Here is a 20008-nt window from a genome sequence, read left to right as displayed (position 1 = left end):
AACTTCGCCACACAGCGCGTATCCCCATTAACGACGGCTACCGCACTCCCGGGTGAAAACCCGAGAGCCGATCCTACAACAATTTACATCGCCTCGCCGCGCCTTACGCTTGCGACTACGCGATGGCTACTAGATCCCTGGCATCCAGATCGACAGGGATCTCGCCATTCATGATGGCAACCAGAACCCGAGCCCTTCCGGCTGGATCGAGCCGGTCAAGGCGACCGATCATTTCCGCGAAAGGGCCTGACAGGATCCGGACCGAAGCGCCGGCTGCGAGGCTGTCGCTGAAATCAAGCAGCCCGTCCTTACCGGTCAACGCAATGAAACGCTCTACCAGACCCGAGGGGACCGGCAAAGGCCGGTCGCCTTGCGTGACGAGGGAACGCACACCGAATGTTCCATTGACCGAGCGCCAACGTTGCAGCGCAACGTCAAGTGCGATGAACATATAACCCGGGAAATACGCCGCAGACCGGGTTTCGAGCCGCCGGGCATGTCGGACGGTTTTCTCGTAGCGAGGCACAAACGGCTGAAATCCCTGGATCCGGAGATGCCGTTCGGCGACATGCTCCTTTCCAGGAAAGACGCTGGCCGCGTACCAGCGGGTTGCCGGCGCGACTGTCGGCTCTTGCGACAGGATGGTCGCCTTACTCGTTGTTTTTTCCGCGCTAATCACGTGTCTCCCTCTCAGGGCGGGCATATCGGCGCCAAGGGTTACGACAGTGTGTCGATGCCAGCAAGCACCCATGCCGCGTGAATCAGGGTGGTTCATAGAAAAATTACCTGCAAATTGTTCATGAAATTAGCTATGCCTAAATAATCATCGGGCCGCTTTCTTTTTCAGCTGCCCGACATGCGATATCGGGCAATTCGCTGTGACGCGTAGCTCTTTGGTTACATTGGCGCGGCGGTCCCCGGTTGTTCTGGTGCTTAGTCCACCGACTTGAAGCTAATGTGACGGGTCGCCAGCATGTCGTTGCGCCGCAGATGCCCGCTGGCGGCAGGATTACCTGCAGAGCCATTCTAGTTTGCTATAAAAGCTGATTCGAAAGGCCGTCACTTAGATTGCCGGTAAGTCACAGGTCAGGTCATGGCACTTAACCGGCTTCTGCCTTCGCTTTATCTCCTTGACCGGATTCACGAACGCTTCAGCAGCGACCAGATGGCGGGCACCAGACTCGCGGCCAGCGCAACCTTGATCAGATCGCCGACCATAAAGGGCACCACCCCGAACTGCCAGGACTTTTCCGGGCCGATCAACAGCGCCAGCCAGGCAAAGCCCATCGCCATCATGACGATCTCGGCCACCAGCATCGCATTGAAGAGCTTGATAGGATGGCGATCCCAGCCACGGTCGGCAGCCCAGCCGACGATCGCCGCCATGACGACGAAGCCGGCTAGATAACCGCCGGTCGAACCGAGCATGTAGGCAATGCCGATGCCCTTTTCCGGCGTGCTCTGGAAGACCGGAACGCCCCATGCGCCCTCGGCCATATAGAGAAGCAGCGTGGCGACGCCGAGGCGCATTCCGAAGGCGGCGGCGATCAGAAAGACAGCGAGCGTCTGCATCGAGATATCGACCGGTCCGAGCATAACCTTCGTCTTGGCCGACAAGATCAGCAGCAGCGTTCCGGCGATCGCCAGCAAAAGCTGTCCCGCCAGCCGGGCCGCGCCCTTTTCAGGCAGAGCGAGAGAAATAAGCGGACGCATCGTCGTTGAAATAGCCATGGTCTTCCCCGTTCCGGATTGCCGCCGAACGCGGCCTTGCGTTTTCCTATATTGGCTTCCGTGCTATGCGGCAATCGGTTTTGCCCTCCCCCAAAAAAGGTCGCGACGTCGCTATGGCGCTGAAATTCGATACCAGCTTCGACCCGGCCTATGGTCGGGGCGTGACCGTTGCGCCAGACGTGCTTCGGATCACGGCCCCGAACCCAAGCCCGTTCACCTTTCACGGAACCAACAGTTATATCGTCGGACGCGAGACGCTGGCGGTGATCGATCCGGGTCCGGATGACGACGCACATCTTCGAACGCTGCTCGAAGCGATCGGGACCAGGCCGGTCAGCCATATCTTCGTCAGTCACACGCATCGCGACCATTCGCCACTCGCGGCGCGGCTGAAGCAGCACACCGGTGCGGCGGTTCTGGCGGAAGGCCGGCATCGCCCGGCGCGGCCGTTGCGCACCGGCGAGGTCAATCCGCTCGATGCGAGCGCCGACATCGAGTTCGTTCCAGACGTCGCGCTGCCGGATGATATGGTGATCGACGGTGATGGCTGGGCGATCCGGACGGTGCTGACGCCCGGCCATACCGCCAATCACGCGGCCTTCGCGCTGGAAGGAACCGGCATCCTTTTCTCGGCTGATCACGTCATGGCGTGGTCGACTTCCATCGTCGCGCCGCCGGACGGCGCCATGGCCGACTACATGACATCGCTCGATCGGTTGATCGAACGCGACGACCGGCTGCTGCTGCCCGGCCATGGCGGGCCGGTGACCGAGCCGCGCAACTTCATGCGCGGGTTGAAAACGCATCGCAAAATGCGCGAACGGGCGATTCTGGAGCGGATCAATAGCGGTGACCGGACGATCAAGGACATGGTGGAGGCGATCTATCGCGACACCGACCCGCGTCTGCATGGCGCGGCCGGCCTGTCGGTGCTCGCCCACCTGGAAGATCTGGTGACGCGTGGCTTGGTCCGCACCAATGGCGCGCCGGCCATAGACGGCATGTTTGCGCCGGCAAAGTAATAGGATCAAATATCATTCCGCCGGCGCCACGCCCACCTGGCCGGCGACTTCCTGGTCGAGCTCGGCAAGGAAATCGATGATGCGCGCTGCATTGTCGCCAAGGTCATAGCGGCCGTAACGGGAGGCCGAGCGCATATCGACGATGACCGCGTCGCCATCGTCGGTCACGCGGATGGCGACATCGGCGGGAAGGCCAAGCAGGAAGCTCTTGGCCAGCCCATCGACCGTCACGTCGCTCTGCCCTGCTGCGTCGGGAAATGGCGCCGCGAGCTGCCAACCCCGCCGATCGAGCACGGTTTTGACCGCCTCCAGAACGCGATCGAAAGGCAAGGTGTAGCTGCGTCCGGTAACAAGCGGATAAGCTTCGGTTTGCAGGCGCTGCTCGCCGGGCGTCAGCGGCAAAAGCTCGTTCATATCCATTGTCCGGGTAGAAATATCGAGCGCCGGCGGGTCGTCGAAATCCGTCGAGATGTCGCGCAGCGGCGGATAGGTCGCTGCCCAATAGGCCGCGACGGCGTAAGGGATGAGCACCAGAAGCGCCAGCAAGGCGCCGGCAGTCAGGTCGTGGCCGCCGCGATCACCGAAATTCCACAATCGCGCAAAGGCAAACCCGGCGAACAGAAGCGCAAACGCGGACAGCAACGCGACAATGCCGAGCACCCACAGGAATGTCGGCGTCTCGACGAGGTCATATCGGTAGCCGATGAGCACCGTCAGCAGCAGGACCGCCGAAAAAGCGCCGGTGCGCCGCGACCAACCGGCAGCCCTCGATGTCTGTCGCTCGGCAATTACCGTCATTGCTTTCCGCGCTGCCCCAACCCGAACAAAGGCATAGTGCCTTTCAGCGGCGGCTTGAAGGCGCAAAGACGCCGCATCTCCGGTCAATCCGTCGGCAGATGATAATCCCGGAACTGCTGACGCAAGGTAATCTTCTGGATCTTGCCGGCAGCGGTGTGTGGGATTTCGCCGACAAAGGCGACGTCGTCCGGCATCCACCACTTCGCCACCTTGCCGTCCATGAAGGCGAGGATGTCCGTCTTGGTCGGCTCCCTACCCGGCTTGCGGACGACCACGAGCAAAGGCCGCTCGCCCCATTTGGAATGCGGAATGCCGATGGCGGCGGCCTCCGCCACGTCCGGATGGCCGACCGCGAGGTTCTCGAGCTCGATGGTCGAGATCCATTCGCCGCCCGACTTGATCACGTCCTTGGCGCGATCGGTGATCTGCATATAGCCGCCGGGGTCGATATGCGCGATATCACCGGTATCGAACCAGCCGTCTTCATCGAACTGTTCGGATCCGATGCCGCCATAATAGGCGCGCGCGACGGCCGGCCCGCGGACCTTGAGTCGGCCGAAGGTCTTGCCGTCCCATGGCAGTTCGTTATCGTCGTCGTCCGTTACCTTCATTTCGATGCCAAACGGCGTAAAGCCCTGCTTCTGCTGGACGGCGAGGCGGGCGTCGCCCTTCAGCCCGGCATAGTCCGGCTTCAGGGTGCACAGCGTGCCGACCGGCGACATCTCGGTCATGCCCCAGGCGTGGACGACCTGGACATCGTAGTTGTCCTGGAACTTCGTCGTGATCGCGCGTGGACAGGACGCGCCTCCGATGACGACTTTCTGCAGATAGGGTAGTTTCTTGCCGGTCTCTTCCAGATGCTGGAGGAGCATCATCCACACCGTCGGCACGGCGGCGCTGAAGGTCACCTTCTCGGTGTCGAGCAGCTCGTAGATCGAAGCGCCATCCATCTTGCAGCCGGGCATGACCAGCTTGGCGCCAATCATCGGCGCGCTCTGGGCAAGGCCCCAGGCATTGGCGTGAAACATCGGCACGACCGGCAATATGGTATCGCGTGACGACAGGCCCATGGCGTCGGGCATCGCGGCGATCATGGCGTGCAGCACGTTCGAACGATGGCTGTAGAGGACGCCCTTCGGGTCGCCCGTCGTGCCCGAGGTGTAGCACATGCCGGCGGCGGTGTTTTCATCGAATGTCTTCCAGGCGAAGTTGCCGGCGGCTTCAGCAAGCCATTCTTCATAGGCGACGACCTTGGGTAGCGCAGTCTCCGGTAAATGCGCCTTGTCAGTCAGCACGATAACCTGCTTCAGCGATTTGACCGCGCCGGCGATCTTTTCGAGCAGCGGCAGGAAGGTCAGGTCGACGAAGATCGCCTTATCCTCGGCATTGTTCATGATCCAGGTGATCTGCTCGGGAAAGAGCCTTGGATTGAGCGTGTGATAGATCGCGCCGACACCCATGATGCCGTACCAGGCCTCGATGTGGCGCGCGGTGTTCCAGGCCAGTGTGGCGATGCGGTCGCCAAGCCCGAAGCCGTCACGCTCGAGCCTCTCGGCGACCTTCAGGGCACGGTGATGGATTTCGGCATATGTGGTGCGCACGATCGGCCCCTCGATCGAGCGCGACACGATCTCGCGTCGGCCGTGCTGCCTCTCGGCGTTGTCGATCAGCTTGTGGCAAAGCAGCGGCCATTCCTGCATCAGCCCGCGCATTTTGTTCCTCCCGTTATTTTTTGCGCCATTGTGGAACGAACCGGCGGATTGTCCAGCCATGACCGGGCTGGAGCGGTGCATAGACCGAAATGAGGCCGAATTCGCCACAATCCGGCCATGCTCGGCGTTAACGTTGATTAATAGGTGGGGCGCGATTGGCGAATGAAAGAGGTTCGCATGGACGCGCAGCTCGACGACAAAGCCCTCGAAGATACGCTTGCCGAAAGCCTGGCTGATCTGGTGGCGACCGATGTGGCGCCGGCCGATCTGGTGCCTGACGCCAAAACCGTTTCCGAAGATGAATTCGTCGAGGTCGTCGGCGGCGCCCTCGAAGCTGTCGGCGGCACGCTCTTGTTCAAGATGTGCGTCGAGAACGAGGGCGAAGCGCAGCACGTTGCCGCCGCATCGGTCGGCGATGGCGGCAATCGCCAGTTCCTGTTGCTCACCTTGCCGACCAACGGTGGTGCTTTGAAGGTCGAGACCACCTCGAAAAGCACCAATCCGGTGGCCGGCATTGCCGCCGCCTATGCCGGGCTGATGGACGCATTCCAGGCCGCCGCCTGAGTTTTCGGCGAAGCGGAAGAAAGAGGCGAGACTTCCCCCCGCGAGCGACGCCCGCCTGGTGGCAGGCAGGTCTTGCGCAAGGCTCTTGCCAGACACATCTTGGGGTTGAGGCAAGGAGATTCGACATGGACCAGATCGCAAACCCGGCACCCGGCTTTCAGCGCAATCCCGGCAAGATCATCACCGTCGAGCCTTACAACGGCACCGTGACGGTGCGCGTCGGCGGCCTAGTGATCGCCTCGTCCAGCAAGGTCAAGGTGCTGACCGAACCGCCCTACCCCCCTGTTTTCTACATTCCGTTCGACCACATCGACTTCAAACAGCTTGGCAAGACCGAGCTCTCGACCCATTGCCCCTACAAGGGCGATGCCAGCTATTGGAGCGTGCTGCCCGCCGGCGATGCTGGCAAGGATGCGATGTGGGCCTATGAGCGGCCCTTCGACGAGATGGCGGAGATCCGCGATCACGGCGCGTTCTATCCAAACAAGGTGACCATCGAGGCCACGCCCGGCTGATCAGTCGGTGGTGCCTTCATCGCCGATGCCGTCGACATCGTCCAGCCGCACGAAGGTGAGACCCTTGCGCTTCAGCGCCAGGAGGCCTTGCACCACGCCTTCGCCGGCCGCATGGGTTGGCTGGTTGATGTGAGCGATGATGACGTCGCCGTCCTTTGCCGCGGCAATGCGCCGGGCGGTCTCTTTTGCACCGAGCAATGAGCCGCCGTCGCCGTTGATCGAGAATCCGGCGATCTTGAAGCCAAGCTTGCGGATCATCGCGATTGCCGACGGGCTGTATTCGGCGGTTGCGCCGCGAAACCATTTCGGCGCCGGTTCGCCGGTCACGGCAAGAGCGGCGGCGCCGGATTCGACTTCGGCCAGCACGGCCTGCGGGCTGCCGGCACTGCGAATGCCGTAGATCTTTTGCGGCGTGTCGACGGCTGGGACGTGGCGGCCGCCATGGTTTTCCAATTCAAACAGTTCGGGATGGGCCCGCATGATCTCGACGGCGGCGGCATTGTGCTTGAGCCAGATGCCGGTGACGAAAATGGTGGCGGGAATCTTGTTTTCCACCAGCGCCGAGAGAATCCGCGTGTCGGTCTTGCCGCCGCAGGCATCGAACGTCAGCGCGACGCGGCCGCTGCCTGCTTCGGGCTTGATGTGCAGCGTCGGTTCGACAAGCAATTGGGCGTTGCCGGGAGAGACAGCCCACAGCGATATCGCAACTGCGCAAAAATGCTTTTGGAACAGGCGCATTGATTATTTCCAGGTCGGCCAGATCAAGAGTGAAGCGGCGACCCCAGGACCCGCATCAAGGCGGAAATCGGGACGATGCCCCTGCAAAAGCGTCGGCAGCGGCAATTTACCGCCGGCCTGACCTTTGGCAAGCGCGAGGTCACAATGCGTGCTCCACGTCCTTAACCGTACGTGAAAGGATCGCGCGCACCGCGTCGACAACCGCTTTGACCTCTAGCCGCCAGACGCTGCAAGCCTTGCTCGGATCGGGCCGGCGCCACAGGTCCTTGGCTATGCACTCGCAAGGCATGGAGGGCCGCAGCGTAACATTGGCCACGCCGACAGGACCCCACACGGCCGGGTCGGTCAGGCCGAAGAGGCCGACAACCAGCGTTCCCGCGGCGGCGGCCATGTGCATCGGGCCACTCTCGTTGCCGAGAAACAGGCGTGCCTGTCCGAGGACCGCCAGCAGCCTTGCAAGCGACAGCGCCCCGACCATGTTGACGATCGGCGAAGCGGCCTTGGCGATGACGCGCTCGGCAGATGCCCGTTCATCGGGGCCGCCGACAAGCAGGAAGTCCAACCCGGTCTGCCGCGAAATCTCGTCGATCGCCAGCGCAAAACGTTCCGGCTGCCATCGCTGCCCCCCGAAGCTCGCTCCCGCATGAACGGCTATGAAGGCGTTACGCCGATTATGATCCCGGTCGAGAAGCGCCAATGCCCTGGCGGTCTCCAACGGCAGCGGCTCAATCGTTGGGACCTGCGCACGCAACTCCACGCCAAGCGCCTCAAGCGGCGAAAGATAGCGGTAGAGATAATGCTGGCGACCAAAGCCAAACGGCTTGGCTGCAACGTTTGCGGGCTGACTTTCCAGCCAGCGCAACGGTTTTTCGGGAGGATCATATCCGACGCGGGTCTTGGCGTTGACGAGCCTGACGATGATGCGTGAGGTTTTGGAACAGGTCGATGGTCAGGTCAAGCCGGAAGCGGCGGAGCGCGAGCACCATCGCGTAAAGCTCGCGGCCTCGCTCCAGAGGGGTACCACGCATCCGTACGCGCCGGAAAGCCACCACGTCCGAGGCGAGGCCATGAGCCACCAGGAAACTGGCAAAGCTCGCCTCGCAAAGGAACACTGTCCTGGCCCTTGGATATTGGAGGCGCAGGTTACTGGCGAGCGCGGAGGCGAGGACAAGATCGCCGATGAATTTCGTCTGGAGGATGAGAATCGAGCGGACGTTTGTGCGCGGGTTCTGCAACATCTGTTTTCTGGCACCGGGGGTTCGGGAGCCGGAAACTGGGCAGAAACGATGTCGGGATTTGGAGCCGTCACGCGCACGTTCGCGTGAATTTGGTTACAAATCGGTAAGGTCAGATACTGGGTGGATTCCAACGCATACTGCGGCCGTTCTTTGCAGCCTGCGCAGCCGATTGCGCGGCACATCTGTTCCGGATCGAGCAGATCAAAGTCGACGCGGCGATCCCAAAAGCGCCATCAAAGCGCAAGGTAACAGTGCCTGCTTCGCGTCTTTACCGGCACGTGAAGGATCACGTCCACCGTGCCAGCAACCGATTAATCTCAAGCAGTCAGATGCAAGCTTTGTTCGCACCCGCCCGCGGCACACTTCGTGGAACACACATACAAAAGATTGGTCAAAGCGGTCTCACGAAGACTATTGCCACCCGATGCTTCCGCCGTTGTGTGCGCCCCCAGGGATCAAGCTACATGACCCACTAGTGAGAGTTGCCCTGTGGCTTTTCCTGGCCTTGAGACTTCGACCACCAGACAAAATACAGCGAGCCCATCTTCATCACAGGCACGCGGCGGTCGCGTTCCCTGGCTCGCAACTCACGATAGGTCTTCATCTTCAGAGTGCCGCCAGGCAACCTGATACGCACTGCCATCGGTCCAACTCCCGTTGTGCAACGCAGCAATCTTCGTGCAATGCGGTAAGTAGAGACCTTCCGTCACGGAAGAGTCAACGGCAGCGTCATCAACTTATTTTGCGAGCTCGCCTGCAGAGGCTCCGCGCGGCCTTCCCAGGCGCATGCCAGGCCGGAAGAATTGCTGCGTCACCCCGGCGACTGATCGTCAATCAGGCGCTGGCGGTTCGACCACCAGGTGAAATAAACCCGGCCGATCTTGACGACGGGTATGCGGCGGGCGCGCTCGCGATCGCGCAATTCGCGATACACCTTCACCTTCAGCGTGCCGCCAGGCATCCTGATACGCACCGCCATCGATTCCGTCGCCCCATTGTGCAATGCAGCACAAGAGACCTTCCGTCTCGGAAGAGTCAACGCCTGCCCGCTGACTATTTTTGGGATCTGGCGAGCGGTCTTCGGAGGTTTCGGCGCGCACGGCGGTTCCTGATCCTGCACCGGGGCGTCATGCCCAGCCGGGATCGTCGGGTGCGGGGGCTATTTCCTGGGCGAGGACTTGTTGGGCGAGGATGGGCGATCGGACATGCCGCTCGGCCACCAGATGACGAAATAATTGCCGACCTGCCAAACCGGCACCTCGCGCTTCTGCTCGCGACGCCGCAGCTCGTCCCTCTTCTTGATCTTCAAAGTCCCGCCCGGAAGCCTGATTCTTATCGTCACGTGTCCTCCCCCTACCCCCCAAGGTACGAACGATAGAACCGCTGCGGCCCGCTGGACGGTGGAGGCCGAACTCCGCGCGGTCGGCCGCGACAAGCCGCTGCTGCTGGTGCTGGCGGCGATCCTCTGCCTCTATTGCGCATTTGTCGCCGGTCCGATCGTCTATGTGGTGCTGGCCATCAACAGCATTGCGGATTTCTTCAAATGAAGCCGGTTCCGGCGATCTCGCTGTGGTCCGGCGCGCTGCGTCTACCGGCCCCGAAATTGCTCGACCTGGACGAGGCTCGGCGCCAGGCAGCAAGAATTTCCGTGGTCACCGTGCTTATCTGTCCGAATCCCTTCGATCAGATTTGGCTTTCGCAGCCAGTACCGCCGCCTGCGCGGCAGCCAGCCTGGCGATCGGCACCCGGTAGGGCGAGCACGAGACGTAGTCGAGGCCGACCTTTTCGCAGAAATGGATCGACGCCGGGTCGCCGCCATGTTCGCCGCAAATGCCGAGCTTGATGTCGGGCCGCGTCGCCCTGCCCTTCTCTGCCGCCATCCGCACCAGCTCGCCGACGCCGTCTATGTCAAGCGACACGAACGGATCCTGCTCGATGATGCCTTTTTTCCGGTAAGTCTCGAGAAACGAAGCCGCATCGTCGCGCGAGATGCCAAACGTAGTCTGGGTCAGATCGTTGGTGCCGAAGGAGAAGAATTCTGCCGCCTCGGCGATGACGTGGGCGCGGATCGCGGCGCGCGGCAGTTCGATCATCGTGCCTGTCAGATAATCGATCCTGACGCCGGTCTCCTGCATCACGCTTTTGGCGACGGCGTCGATGCGAGCCTTGACGAAGTCGAGTTCCTTCACCAGCCCCACCAGCGGCACCATGATCTCCGGCACCACCAGCGCGCCGGCCTTCCTGCCGGCCTCGATGGCCGCCTCGAAAATGGCGCGCGCCTGCATCTCGGCGATCTCGGGATAGGAGACGGCAAGCCGGCAACCGCGATGGCCGAGCATCGGATTGAACTCGTGCAGCGCCTCGGTGCGGCGCCGGAGCTTGTCCGGGGACACGTTCATGGCAGCGGCCACCTCGGCCACCTCCTCTTCGGATTTTGGCAGGAATTCGTGCAGCGGCGGATCGAGCAGTCGGATCGTCACCGGCAGCCCGGCCATGATCTCGAACAGTTCGAGGAAATCCGAGCGCTGCATCGGCAACAGCTTGGCCAGCGCCGTTCGCCGGTCCTTTTCCGTATCGGCGAGGATCATCTCGCGCATGGCAATGATGCGATCGCCGTCGAAGAACATGTGCTCGGTGCGGCAAAGCCCGATGCCTTCGGCGCCGAAGGAGCGCGCCATGCGCGCATCGACCGGCGTCTCGGCATTGGTGCGCACCTTCATGCGGCGCGCGCCGTCGGCCCATTCCATGATGGCGGCGAAATCGCCCGAGAGTTCGGGCTGCAGCATCGGCACGGCGCCCTTCAGCACCTGGCCGTTGGAGCCGTCGATGGTGATGATGTCGCCCTTGCGGAAGGTCGCGCCCATCGCCATCAGCGTGCCGGCCTTGTAGTCGACGCGCAGCGAGCCCGCGCCCGAAACGCAAGGCTTGCCCATGCCGCGCGCCACCACGGCGGCGTGGCTGGTCATGCCGCCGCGCGTTGTCAGGATGCCTTCGGCCGCATGCATGCCGTGAATGTCCTCGGGGCTGGTCTCGATGCGCACCAGGATCGCCTTGCGGCCTTGCGCCTTGGCCTCCTCGGCGTCATTGGAGGAAAAGACGACCTCGCCGGTGGCAGCACCCGGCGAAGCCGGCAGGCCGACGCCTATGATGTCGCGCGCCGCCTTCGGATCAATCGTCGGATGCAGCAACTGATCGAGCGAGGCCGGATCAATGCGGGCGACGGCCTCCTCCTTCGAAATCAGTCCATCCCTGGCCATGTCGACGGCAATCTTCAGCGCCGCTTTGGCGGTGCGCTTGCCGGACCTGGTCTGCAGCATCCATAATTTGCCGCGCTCGATGGTGAATTCGAGATCCTGCATGTCGCGGTAGTGCTTTTCCAGGCGGTCGGAGATACTGACGAAAGCCTGGAAGGCGTCCGGCATCAGTTTCTGCAGCGACGGCTTGTCGGAGCCGGCCGCAATGCGCGCCGCCTCGGTGATGTTTTGCGGCGTGCGGATGCCGGCAACGACATCCTCGCCCTGCGCATTGACCAGGAACTCGCCATAGAGCTGCTTTTCGCCGGTCGACGGATTGCGCGTGAAGGCAACGCCGGTGGCCGAGGTATCGCCCATATTGCCGAAGACCATGGCCTGGACATTGACCGCAGTGCCCCAGCTTTCGGGAATGTCGTGCAGGCGCCGATAGGTGATCGCGCGGTTGTTCATCCAGCTGGAAAACACCGCGCCGATGGCGCCCCAAAGCTGCTCGTGCGGATCCTGCGGAAACGGCTTGCCGAGCTCCTCCTCGACCTTCGCCTTATAGAGCGCAATCACGCCTTGCCATTCGACGGCTGTCAGCTCGGTGTCGAGCTCATGGCCAAGCCCGCCCTTCTGGTCTTCGAGGATTTCCTCGAACACCTCATGGTCGAGGCCCATGACGACATCGGAATACATCTGGATGAAACGGCGGTAGCTGTCATAGGCAAAGCGCGGATCGCCTGAATCGGCGGCCAAGGCTTCGACCGTCTCGTCATTCAGGCCGAGATTGAGCACGGTGTCCATCATGCCTGGCATCGAGGCGCGCGCACCTGAGCGAACCGACACCAAAAGCAGTTTCGAGGGATCGCCGAAACGGCGCCCGGTCAGCCGACCGACATGTTCGAGCGCGACCGCAACGTCCGCTTCGAGCGAAGCCGGGTACGTGTGGCCGTTGGCGTAATAGGCGTTGCAGACTTCGGAGGTGATGGTGAAGCCCGGCGGCACCGGCAGGCCCAGGCTGCACATTTCGGCCAGGTTGGCGCCCTTGCCGCCGAGCAGATTGCGGTCGCCGGCACGGCCTTCCGCGGCGCCGTCGCCAAAAATGTAGACCCACTTGGTCATGCTTGCTCCCCGGTTGCAGGAGATTGGAAATACTGGCAAATCGAGCGATATGATGCTGCAGTGCGAAAGGCAAGGCATCGACCAAGCCGGCCGGCCTCTACAATCGATTAATGAAAAGCGGCGTCGAAAAGACTTGCTTTTTGGAAGGCTTTGTTGTAGAACATAACGAGAACAAAGGGCAGAACGACGAGAATGACCGGCAACCTCGATTATCTGGAAATGCCAGCGACAGGCGGAACGCTGGACAGCTTGAAGGCTTTTTACAGCGCGGCCTTCTCATGGTCGTTCACCGATTACGGGCCGACCTATTCAGCTTTTGCCGAAGGGCTGGACGGCGGTTTTCAGGCGGATGGCCAAGATGCGCCGGCCAAGCCGCTGCCCGTGCTCTATTCCGAAAGGCTGGAGGAAACATTAAGCGCCGTCGAGAATGCCGGCGGCACCGTCGTCAAGCCGATCTTTTCATTCCCCGGCGGCAGGCGGTTCCATTTCGTCGATCCGGCCGGCAATGAAATGGCTGTCTGGGGTGAATAGGTCCGTCAAAGTGACGATTGCAAAACTGGTGAATCGGTCGCGCATAGTCGATATGTCGGCATTGAGCTTTCTCCCGGCTCGTCCTATAAGGCCGCGCGCACAGCGGGCACGCTCCGGCTGTTGGGGCGTCGCCAAGTGGTAAGGCATCGGTTTTTGGTACCGACATTCCCAGGTTCGAATCCTGGCGCCCCAGCCAGTTCTCCAATTCTGACGATCCCCCGAGTCGTAATCTCAGTTGCAGACACCTTGGTCGCGGACTGGGATCTGCGGTATCTGTCCACAACAAATTGGTGTCTCCGGCAGAGAGCGCGATCCGGCTGGCATCTTAGTTAATGTCGGCTCAATTGGCCGGCAGTCAAATGCATCTTGTGGAGAAAAGCAGTTTTTCTACCCCGGCTTGGCGTTCGATCTTATAGTTTAGACTTTTATAATCCAAAACATCAGATTTTTTCGTTTTTCTGAAGAGTGTCAGCACCTCCAACACGTCTTCATTGATAATATTCATAGTCGTCAAGTAATTTTAATAAAAATTTAAATTGTTGTGTTAAATAAACTATTGAGTATAATTGTGTATTATCCGCGATAGATAAGATGTCATAAAAACATCGACAAGCATCCCTCAGAAACAACGTGAGCATGACTGCAATTAAATTCGTTTTTTATCCCACAAGGCCGACTATCCGGAAATATATTTTTCGCCGCAATGTGACAATCCTGCCACCGATCAACCATTCTATCAGGGCGTGCAGGTATGTGATTTGGCGCTAATATACACCTTCTAGTAGGCAGACATTCGCGGGGCGCTATCGAATCAAAATGAGGGATTATGGATGGCGACTCTCCATTACACGTCGGGCGGATCCGGCACGGACATTGCAAAAGCCGGATTCAATCTGGCTAGCGTGCAATATGTTGACCAAGTCAACGAGCTGCCAGAGGGCATGAAAGGCTTGGTCTACCTCGACGAGGCCAACGGGGTAACCCAATCCTTTATCGACAAGGTTACTCCTTTCCTCGGCAATCCGAACGTATTTGGGTTCTTCCTGGTTGACGAGCCGGATCCCACCGGCCAATGGGGTACCTACGCCTCCGCAGCGAATCTGAAGGCCGAATCCGATTGGATCCATGAGCATTTCCCAGGCGCCAAGACCTACATCACAATGATGAGCCTGGGGACGTCGGCGAATCCGGATTTTAGGGGCACGTACAATCCCGCCAATACGGGTATCGATTACTACGGCATAGATGTCTATCCCGTCCGCACGGATGGCCCGGTCGACTACAACATGATCGATAAATTCGTCGCCGCCGCTCAGGCATCGGGCATCCCGACGAGCCAGATCGTTCCGGGCTACCAGGCGTTTGGAGGTGGCGAGTATAACACCGACATGGGTGGCAAATATGTCGTGCCCACCGCCGCCCAGATGCAGACCATGATGGAGCACTGGGCCAAGCTGGTTCCGTCACCCGCCTTCGACTACGCATACGCCTGGGGTTCGCAGCGAGGCGACACAGCGTTGGAGAGCTCTTCGGAACTGCAGGCCGTTTTCCGGCAACACAACCTCGCAACTACTGGGACAACTCCGCCTCCCGTCGACACAAGTGACACCCTGTACGGCACCAGCGGCGACGATGTGTTCCACGGGGCCGGCGGCCACACAATGATCGGCTATGGCGGCAATGACACCTATTATGTCGATGACATCCGCGATAAGGAGATTGAGGCGGCGGGCGGCGGTACAGACAAAGCACTCGCCTCCGTAAGTCATGCGCTTGCGGCCGGCTCCGAGATCGAGCTTCTCGCCACCAACAACCCGTCCGGGACCACGGCGATCAACCTGACCGGTAATGCGTTCGCCCAGACCATCCAGGGCAATGCCGCGATCAACCTTATCGATGGTGGCGCCGGTGCCGACACGATGACCGGCTATGGCGGCAATGACGTCTACTTTGTCGACAACGCCGGGGACAAGGTAAATGAGGTGACGGGCGGGGGCGCCGACAGGGTGCTCAGCAGCGTGAGCTATGCTCTTTCGGCTGGCTCGTCGGTGGAGCTTCTCGTCGCCAGGGACCCATCCGGCACGACGGCAATCAACCTCACTGGCAACGAGTTCGGCCAGAGCATCTTCGGCAATGCTGGCGCTAATATCATCAACGGAGGCGGCGGAGCCGACTTCTTGACCGGTAGAGGCGGCAACGACACCTACTATGTCGATAATGCCGGCGACAAAGTATTTGAGGTGGTGGGCGGCGGTACAGACAAGGTACTCGCCTCCGTAAGTCATGCGCTTGCGGCCGGCTCCGAGATCGAGCTTCTCGCCACCAACAACCCGTCCGGGACCACGGCGATCAACCTGACCGGTAATGCCTTCGCCCAGACCATCCAGGGCAATGCCGCGATCAACCTTATTGATGGTGGCGCCGGTGCCGACACGATGACCGGCTATGGCGGCAATGACGTCTACTTTGTCGACAACGCCGGAGACAAGGTAAATGAGGTGACGGGCGGGGGCGCCGACAGGGTGCTCAGCAGCGTGAGCTATGCTCTTTCGGCTGGCTCGTCGCTGGAGCTTCTCGTCGCCAGGGACCCATCCGGCACGACGGCAATCAACCTCACTGGCAACGAGTTCGGCCAGAGCATCTTCGGCAATGCTGGCGCTAATATCATCAACGGAGGCGGCGGCGCCGACTTCTTGACCGGTAGGGGCGGTAACGATGCCTTCCTCTTCAACAGCGCTCTTGGAGCCGGCAATATCGATAAGGTCACCGACTTCAACAAGCTCCAGGACAAGATTCAGCTCGACGACGCCATTTTTGCCGGGCTTAAGCTGGGAGGCCTTTCATCCGATGCTTTCTTTGCCGGTACGACCGCGCATGATAGCTCCGACCATATCATCTACAACAACTCAACCGGAGCGCTCTCTTTCGACAGCGACGGGATCGGCGGCGCAGCTCAAATACAGTTCGCCACTCTCTCTCCAGGTCTATCGCTTGGAGCAGGTTCGTTCCTTGTAGTCTGAACGACCCGGAACGGCGGACCTTCGAGCTGGTCCGCCGCTCCGTCTTTGTTCAAGCACCGGATTTTTCAAACGAAGTGACCAGTCTGAGTTGTGCTCTCCTCGTGGATTGCGACGTCCCCTCCATAAGGCTCACCCGAAAAATGGAGTGATATCCTCTGGTGAGTGTCTTCCGGGGATTGTCGTTGCGAGCATAGCCTGCCAAAACGAGCTCGCTTCATTGGCTATGCGAGCCCCCCACGAGCGGAGCCCACGTGTTCCGTCGCAGCATGTTCCGATTATCGCGGGAAGTCTTGCTGCACGCCTCTTGCGTCCTTGTTCTCATGATCCTGTTTAAAAGAGGCCTGGATGGTTTCACTCCATGTCAATACCGAGATCTGGGGATAGCCCGCCGGCGTCAAAAGCGCTCAAATCTCTGCGATTTGTTGCTACCTTGACCTTGAGCAGAGATGCGGAGCTCCATTCAACTCGCGACACTTAATTATGCGCTTGTGGTCGCCGAGGAGGGCAGCTTTCTGCGCGCGGCGCGGCGCGCCGGTATCGATCACTCCGCGCTCAGCCGGCGCATACGCGATCTCGAATACGCGATGGGAACGAGGATATTTCATCGCCATGCTCGCGGCGTTGGCCCAACCCCGGCCGGCGAACGTTTCCTGGGTCGTCTGCGCTCCGTGCTGCTCGAACTGGACAATACTCTCACGCTGGCCAGGACCGGCATTAAAGATGAACAACAAAGGCTTTCCATCGGCTCCAACGGACTCATCCTCGCCGGGCGAGCACTGGATGCGATTATCGAGTTCGGGAAATGTCATCCAAATGTGACCGTCAGCTTGGTCGAGGGGCCTCACCCCGAGCCCAGGGCTGCTCTGGGCGGCACCGAGCTCGACGTCACCGTGACCTCCTCCTCGCGCTCCAATGGCGGCCCATTCGAACTAATGTTGTGGAAGAATACTCTGGCCGTCGTTGTTGCTTCAAATCATTCTCTCGCAAGCCGCCCCGTGATCGAGTGGTTGGAGCTGGGCCAAGAGACGCTGCTCGTGCGTAGGGGCGAAGCATTTCTGCTCGCCGACGCTGTTGGAAATGGCGTGCAGCTTCCCGCAATTGTCGAACATCACGTCAGTGCGGGCACCCTTCTGTGCCTTGTCGGAAACGGCCTTGGAGTCGCTCTGGTCCACGATGGAGACACCAACAGCGTCCCTGACGGCGCCGTCTGCCGCAAGCTGCGGATCGGGGGCAAGCCGATCCAAATCTTCAGCTTTGCCCGTTGGCGTCCGGACAATGCCAATCCTGCCCTGACGGTCTTCATCGCATTCTTGCGCGATAAGTATTGGTCCTGACAGCCGTCCGACCGCAATGACCCGAATAGTCATCCCGGCTTCAGGGTTCTTCGGCTCTGGCAAAGGCTCTGTCCGTTGTCATACACCGGGTCAGCATCGGCGCTATCAGCTTTGCCGGATCGGTGACTATCTGTCCGTTCTCGCCGCCGAGCAATTCAGCATAGGCGACAAGATCGCGATGAGCGGCGCCGGGCAGTTCGACCGTGATCTTGACCGGACGGTCACCGGGAATGGCGGAGAGTTTCAGCTTGGTCCTGACGGATCCTTCGGCGCCGCACCCGGTCAGCACCCAAGCCTTCGGCGATGCGCACCAGATCGCGGAGCGCTGAGCGGATTTGCGGCCAAGGAAACTCGGAGCATTCCTCCCAGGCTTCGCCCTCGCGCAACACGGCATCGAGCTTGCCCGCCACACCGGCGAGAGTCGTAGCGGGGGTGATTGAGAAGGCTTCCAGAAGATCCTTCGTCCGCTCGCCAGCTTCGCGTTCGGCTCTGAGGGCAGCAATGTAACCGGTCTTCTCGGCAGCCGCATCCCAGCGTGCCTGATGCGCAGCAAACTCAGTTTCGGCCTTCTCTCGGAGAGCGGCCGTATCCGGCCCGTTGCCGAGCACCTGATTGAGCGCCTCGATCGAGTAGACTGTCAGTTCCTCGCCACCGGGCAGGCGGACGTCTACACAGGGAAAGCCGACACATTCGACAAGCCTGGTCTCCAGGCGCTGCTGCCGACGGCAAAGCCGATTGGTCAACTTGTGGGCTGTCTGCCATTCCCGCCGAAGCGCCAGCGCTGGGTCAGAAGGCACATTGGTCCTTCCGGCGTCGCCTGCGGACGCGTTACTTTCAAGCGTCCACGCGGTAGTAGCCACCGCTGCAAGCACTCGCCTGCGGGTGACGAATGGCAGACTCGTGATATTGTCGGAATCAGTCATGATCCGAGCTCCTCAGAAGCTTAGGCTTGTGGTCAGGCCGGGTAAGGTGTTGCACCACCTTATTCGGCCGTTTCACACGGGCTCGTCCTGCCACCGGCCGAGTATTGTCTGGGGCTGAGCGAGCGCAGTGTCCACTCTACGGTCTTAAACGAAACCGTCGGCATAGTCAAGACTTTTGGCATCAAATGATGCGTTAGGTATAATAATGATAACGAGTGAGCAGTTGCGAGCAGCCCGCGCACTTTTGCAATGGGATCAAAAGGCCCTCGCCGCGAAGTCAAAGGTGTCAGTCGCGACCATTAAGCGGCTTGAGCCACTCGCTGGCATGTTGAAGGCCAACCAGGTGACGATCGAAGCACTCAAGCGTGCATTGGAGGCCGGTGGCGTCGAATTCATTCCCCAAAATGGCGGCGGGCCTGGCGTACGGCTGGCACGCCCTCTGGAAAGCAAATAACTTGTTGGAACGGGCGGCAAAGGCTTCGTTCATCCATCTCGGGCCTAGTGTCTTCGATGATGGTTGCGTGTGTCCATCTGCATCTCGACTTACGATTGTCATTGCTACAGATCGATTGCCCTCACCCGGAATACGAGAGCATCCCTGGCGAAGCTGAGAGCCGAGTTCGTGAGCAGTCATGCGATTGCACAGAGCAAAATCAGCCGAGGGCCCGGCTGGCCAACGGGTGGGTGATTAGCACGTTTCCGGCCCCTGCCCGTGCTCGACCGCCACGGACCGGCCAACCAAATGCTGGCCCTCATATCGTAGACCGGCAGGCGCACTCTTCTTACGATCTCATCGAAAACAGGATCGGCAAGACTCGTTAAGGCGGATCTAGCTAATGCGAAACGGCTCGCTGCCAACGAGCTCGGCAGCTCTGGCCGACATTGGCAGCACCACGGGGGCGGATACTCGACCTTTACTCCGCCGCTCCGCGCTCAGCGCGATTGTTCAAGGCGATGAGGTTTTTGGCCCGGGCCAAGCAATCGGGCTGCTCATTGCGATAGCGGGGTTCGATTTCCATGATGAGGACGGTCCCCGGCAAGAAGACCAGCTCGCTGACAATGTCATCCCATTCGATATCGCCCCAACCGAGGAGTAAGTGCAGGTCACCCAGACCTAGCGCTGCATTCTCCTGCGAGAGGTAGGTTCGATGGAGACCCTGTGGGCGCCCGAAGGAACCATGGACATGCAGGTGGCCGGTCACCGGCGCCGGCCCGCAGCTGCTCACGGAAGTTCAGGCCGCGATGGGTCGATTCGCTATAAGCGTGACTGAAATCGATGAGCGCCACCAGGTTCAGATGGCTAACCGCCTTTGCCGTCTGCGCCACCTCGGCCAGGCTCTGCTGGCACTGACCCGGGTCCATGGCGAAGAGGTTCTCGAAGGTGATGCGCACGTCATAGGGCTTGCAGAACTCGGCGAGCTCGAACACCGCTTCGCGTTCGCGTTCCTCGAAACCAGGACCATCGAGAACCTGGTCGGCGAAAAGCCCGCTATGCTGGACAAGGTCGCGCATCGATCCGATCGC

Annotated in this window: 23 protein-coding genes and 1 tRNA gene; 10 read left to right on the top strand and 14 right to left on the bottom strand. The window is 60.6% G+C overall.

Annotation, left to right across the window (positions count from 1 at the left end):
- Positions 1–115: 115 nt before the first annotated feature.
- Both nusG and NKH91_RS13170 read right to left on the bottom strand, forming a co-directional pair.
- Positions 116–775: a transcription termination/antitermination protein NusG gene (nusG, locus tag NKH91_RS13175; RefSeq protein ID WP_352950974.1), complete on the bottom strand. Its 660-nt coding sequence runs from the start codon at positions 773–775 to the stop codon at positions 116–118.
- A gap of 365 nt (positions 776–1140) precedes the next feature.
- Entirely contained in the window at positions 1141–1731 is a 591-nt protein-coding gene (locus NKH91_RS13170) for a biotin transporter BioY (protein ID WP_352885186.1), read from the bottom strand.
- Between the two features lie 113 nt (positions 1732–1844).
- Between NKH91_RS13170 and NKH91_RS13165 the strand changes: the two genes are divergently transcribed.
- Positions 1845–2753: an MBL fold metallo-hydrolase gene (locus tag NKH91_RS13165; protein WP_352885184.1), complete on the top strand. Its 909-nt coding sequence runs from the start codon at positions 1845–1847 to the stop codon at positions 2751–2753.
- Between the two features lie 12 nt (positions 2754–2765).
- Here NKH91_RS13165 and NKH91_RS13160 read toward each other — a convergent pair whose 3' ends face one another.
- Complete coding sequence (locus NKH91_RS13160) at positions 2766–3551, bottom strand: DUF1499 domain-containing protein (RefSeq protein WP_352885182.1); 786 nt, start codon at positions 3549–3551, stop codon at positions 2766–2768.
- Between the two features lie 83 nt (positions 3552–3634).
- On the bottom strand, positions 3635–5263 hold the full coding sequence (locus NKH91_RS13155; RefSeq protein ID WP_352885181.1) for a fatty-acid--CoA ligase: 1629 nt from the start codon (positions 5261–5263) through the stop codon (positions 3635–3637).
- 177 nt (positions 5264–5440) lie between these two features.
- On the opposite strand from NKH91_RS13155, the gene NKH91_RS13150 reads away from it, so the two are divergent.
- Together NKH91_RS13150 and NKH91_RS13145 are read left to right on the top strand one after the other, a co-directional pair.
- Positions 5441–5827, top strand: coding sequence for a hypothetical protein (locus NKH91_RS13150; protein ID WP_352885180.1), 387 nt, complete (start codon positions 5441–5443; stop codon positions 5825–5827).
- Positions 5828–5952: 125 nt separating this feature from the next.
- Complete coding sequence (locus NKH91_RS13145; RefSeq protein WP_352885179.1) at positions 5953–6342, top strand: DUF427 domain-containing protein; 390 nt, start codon at positions 5953–5955, stop codon at positions 6340–6342.
- On the opposite strand, the gene NKH91_RS13140 is transcribed toward NKH91_RS13145, so the two are convergent.
- The gene (locus NKH91_RS13140) at positions 6343–7080 is read right to left on the bottom strand and encodes a polysaccharide deacetylase family protein (RefSeq protein WP_352885178.1); all 738 of its coding nucleotides are present in this window, start codon (positions 7078–7080) and stop codon (positions 6343–6345) included.
- Between the two features lie 139 nt (positions 7081–7219).
- On the bottom strand, positions 7220–7999 hold the full coding sequence (locus NKH91_RS13135; RefSeq protein WP_352885269.1) for a glycosyltransferase family 9 protein: 780 nt from the start codon (positions 7997–7999) through the stop codon (positions 7220–7222).
- Here NKH91_RS13135 and NKH91_RS13130 point away from each other — a divergent pair.
- The gene (locus NKH91_RS13130; RefSeq protein ID WP_352885176.1) at positions 7998–8405 is read left to right on the top strand and encodes a hypothetical protein; all 408 of its coding nucleotides are present in this window, start codon (positions 7998–8000) and stop codon (positions 8403–8405) included. The two genes, NKH91_RS13135 and NKH91_RS13130, sit on opposite strands and share 2 nt — an antisense overlap.
- A 385-nt stretch (positions 8406–8790) precedes the next feature.
- Here the strand turns inward: NKH91_RS13130 and NKH91_RS13125 are convergent, their stop codons facing one another.
- The 3 genes from NKH91_RS13125 to NKH91_RS13115 form a co-directional block, all read right to left on the bottom strand.
- On the bottom strand, positions 8791–8961 hold the full coding sequence (locus NKH91_RS13125; protein WP_352484421.1) for a hypothetical protein: 171 nt from the start codon (positions 8959–8961) through the stop codon (positions 8791–8793).
- A gap of 168 nt (positions 8962–9129) precedes the next feature.
- A complete protein-coding gene (locus tag NKH91_RS13120; protein ID WP_352484420.1) occupies positions 9130–9297 on the bottom strand; it encodes a hypothetical protein in 168 nt (55 codons plus the stop codon).
- A gap of 180 nt (positions 9298–9477) precedes the next feature.
- Positions 9478–9660, bottom strand: coding sequence for a hypothetical protein (locus NKH91_RS13115; protein ID WP_031194824.1), 183 nt, complete (start codon positions 9658–9660; stop codon positions 9478–9480).
- Between the two features lie 58 nt (positions 9661–9718).
- Between NKH91_RS13115 and NKH91_RS13110 the strand changes: the two genes are divergently transcribed.
- Positions 9719–9865 carry a hypothetical protein gene (locus NKH91_RS13110; protein WP_352885174.1) on the top strand — a complete coding sequence of 49 codons (147 nt, stop codon included), beginning with the start codon at positions 9719–9721 and terminating at the stop codon, positions 9863–9865.
- Positions 9866–9979: 114 nt separating this feature from the next.
- Here the strand turns inward: NKH91_RS13110 and ppdK are convergent, their stop codons facing one another.
- Positions 9980–12676 (bottom strand): pyruvate, phosphate dikinase, encoded by a 2697-nt coding sequence (gene ppdK, locus NKH91_RS13105; protein WP_352885172.1) that lies wholly within the window; start codon positions 12674–12676, stop codon positions 9980–9982.
- A gap of 192 nt (positions 12677–12868) precedes the next feature.
- On the opposite strand from ppdK, the gene NKH91_RS13100 reads away from it, so the two are divergent.
- The 4 genes from NKH91_RS13100 to NKH91_RS13085 all read left to right on the top strand — a co-directional run bounded on the left by NKH91_RS13100 (position 12869) and on the right by NKH91_RS13085 (position 17561).
- The gene (locus NKH91_RS13100; protein WP_352885170.1) at positions 12869–13207 is read left to right on the top strand and encodes a VOC family protein; all 339 of its coding nucleotides are present in this window, start codon (positions 12869–12871) and stop codon (positions 13205–13207) included.
- A 121-nt stretch (positions 13208–13328) separates the two neighbouring features.
- A tRNA-Gln gene (locus NKH91_RS13095) sits at positions 13329–13403 on the top strand.
- Positions 13404–14037: 634 nt separating this feature from the next.
- Positions 14038–16227 carry a calcium-binding protein gene (locus tag NKH91_RS13090; RefSeq protein ID WP_352885168.1) on the top strand — a complete coding sequence of 730 codons (2190 nt, stop codon included), beginning with the start codon at positions 14038–14040 and terminating at the stop codon, positions 16225–16227.
- A gap of 446 nt (positions 16228–16673) precedes the next feature.
- Positions 16674–17561, top strand: a complete 888-nt coding sequence (locus NKH91_RS13085) for a LysR family transcriptional regulator (RefSeq protein WP_352885166.1) — start codon at positions 16674–16676, stop codon at positions 17559–17561.
- Positions 17562–17601: 40 nt separating this feature from the next.
- Here the strand turns inward: NKH91_RS13085 and NKH91_RS13080 are convergent, their stop codons facing one another.
- Together NKH91_RS13080 and NKH91_RS13075 are read right to left on the bottom strand one after the other, a co-directional pair.
- Positions 17602–17850, bottom strand: coding sequence for a DUF2274 domain-containing protein (locus NKH91_RS13080; RefSeq protein ID WP_502898987.1), 249 nt, complete (start codon positions 17848–17850; stop codon positions 17602–17604).
- On the bottom strand, positions 17783–18484 hold the full coding sequence (locus NKH91_RS13075; RefSeq protein ID WP_352885164.1) for a hypothetical protein: 702 nt from the start codon (positions 18482–18484) through the stop codon (positions 17783–17785). The genes NKH91_RS13080 and NKH91_RS13075 overlap by 68 nt, the downstream gene beginning before the upstream one ends.
- 205 nt (positions 18485–18689) lie before the next feature.
- Here NKH91_RS13075 and NKH91_RS13070 point away from each other — a divergent pair, with 205 nt between their 5' ends.
- Positions 18690–18938 (top strand): helix-turn-helix domain-containing protein, encoded by a 249-nt coding sequence (locus tag NKH91_RS13070; RefSeq protein WP_352885162.1) that lies wholly within the window; start codon positions 18690–18692, stop codon positions 18936–18938.
- 460 nt (positions 18939–19398) lie between these two features.
- Here NKH91_RS13070 and NKH91_RS32405 read toward each other — a convergent pair whose 3' ends face one another.
- Both NKH91_RS32405 and NKH91_RS32400 read right to left on the bottom strand, forming a co-directional pair.
- Entirely contained in the window at positions 19399–19686 is a 288-nt protein-coding gene (locus tag NKH91_RS32405) for a hypothetical protein (protein ID WP_502898986.1), read from the bottom strand.
- Positions 19589–20005, bottom strand: coding sequence for a TIM barrel protein (locus NKH91_RS32400; RefSeq protein ID WP_502898989.1), 417 nt, complete (start codon positions 20003–20005; stop codon positions 19589–19591). The genes NKH91_RS32405 and NKH91_RS32400 overlap by 98 nt, the downstream gene beginning before the upstream one ends.
- Positions 20006–20008: the final 3 nt, after the last annotated feature.

It is taken from the genome of Mesorhizobium sp. M0894 (assembly GCF_040319725.1).
GTDB lineage: Bacteria > Pseudomonadota > Alphaproteobacteria > Rhizobiales > Rhizobiaceae > Mesorhizobium.
This window is presented reverse-complemented; position numbering and strand designations above follow the sequence as displayed.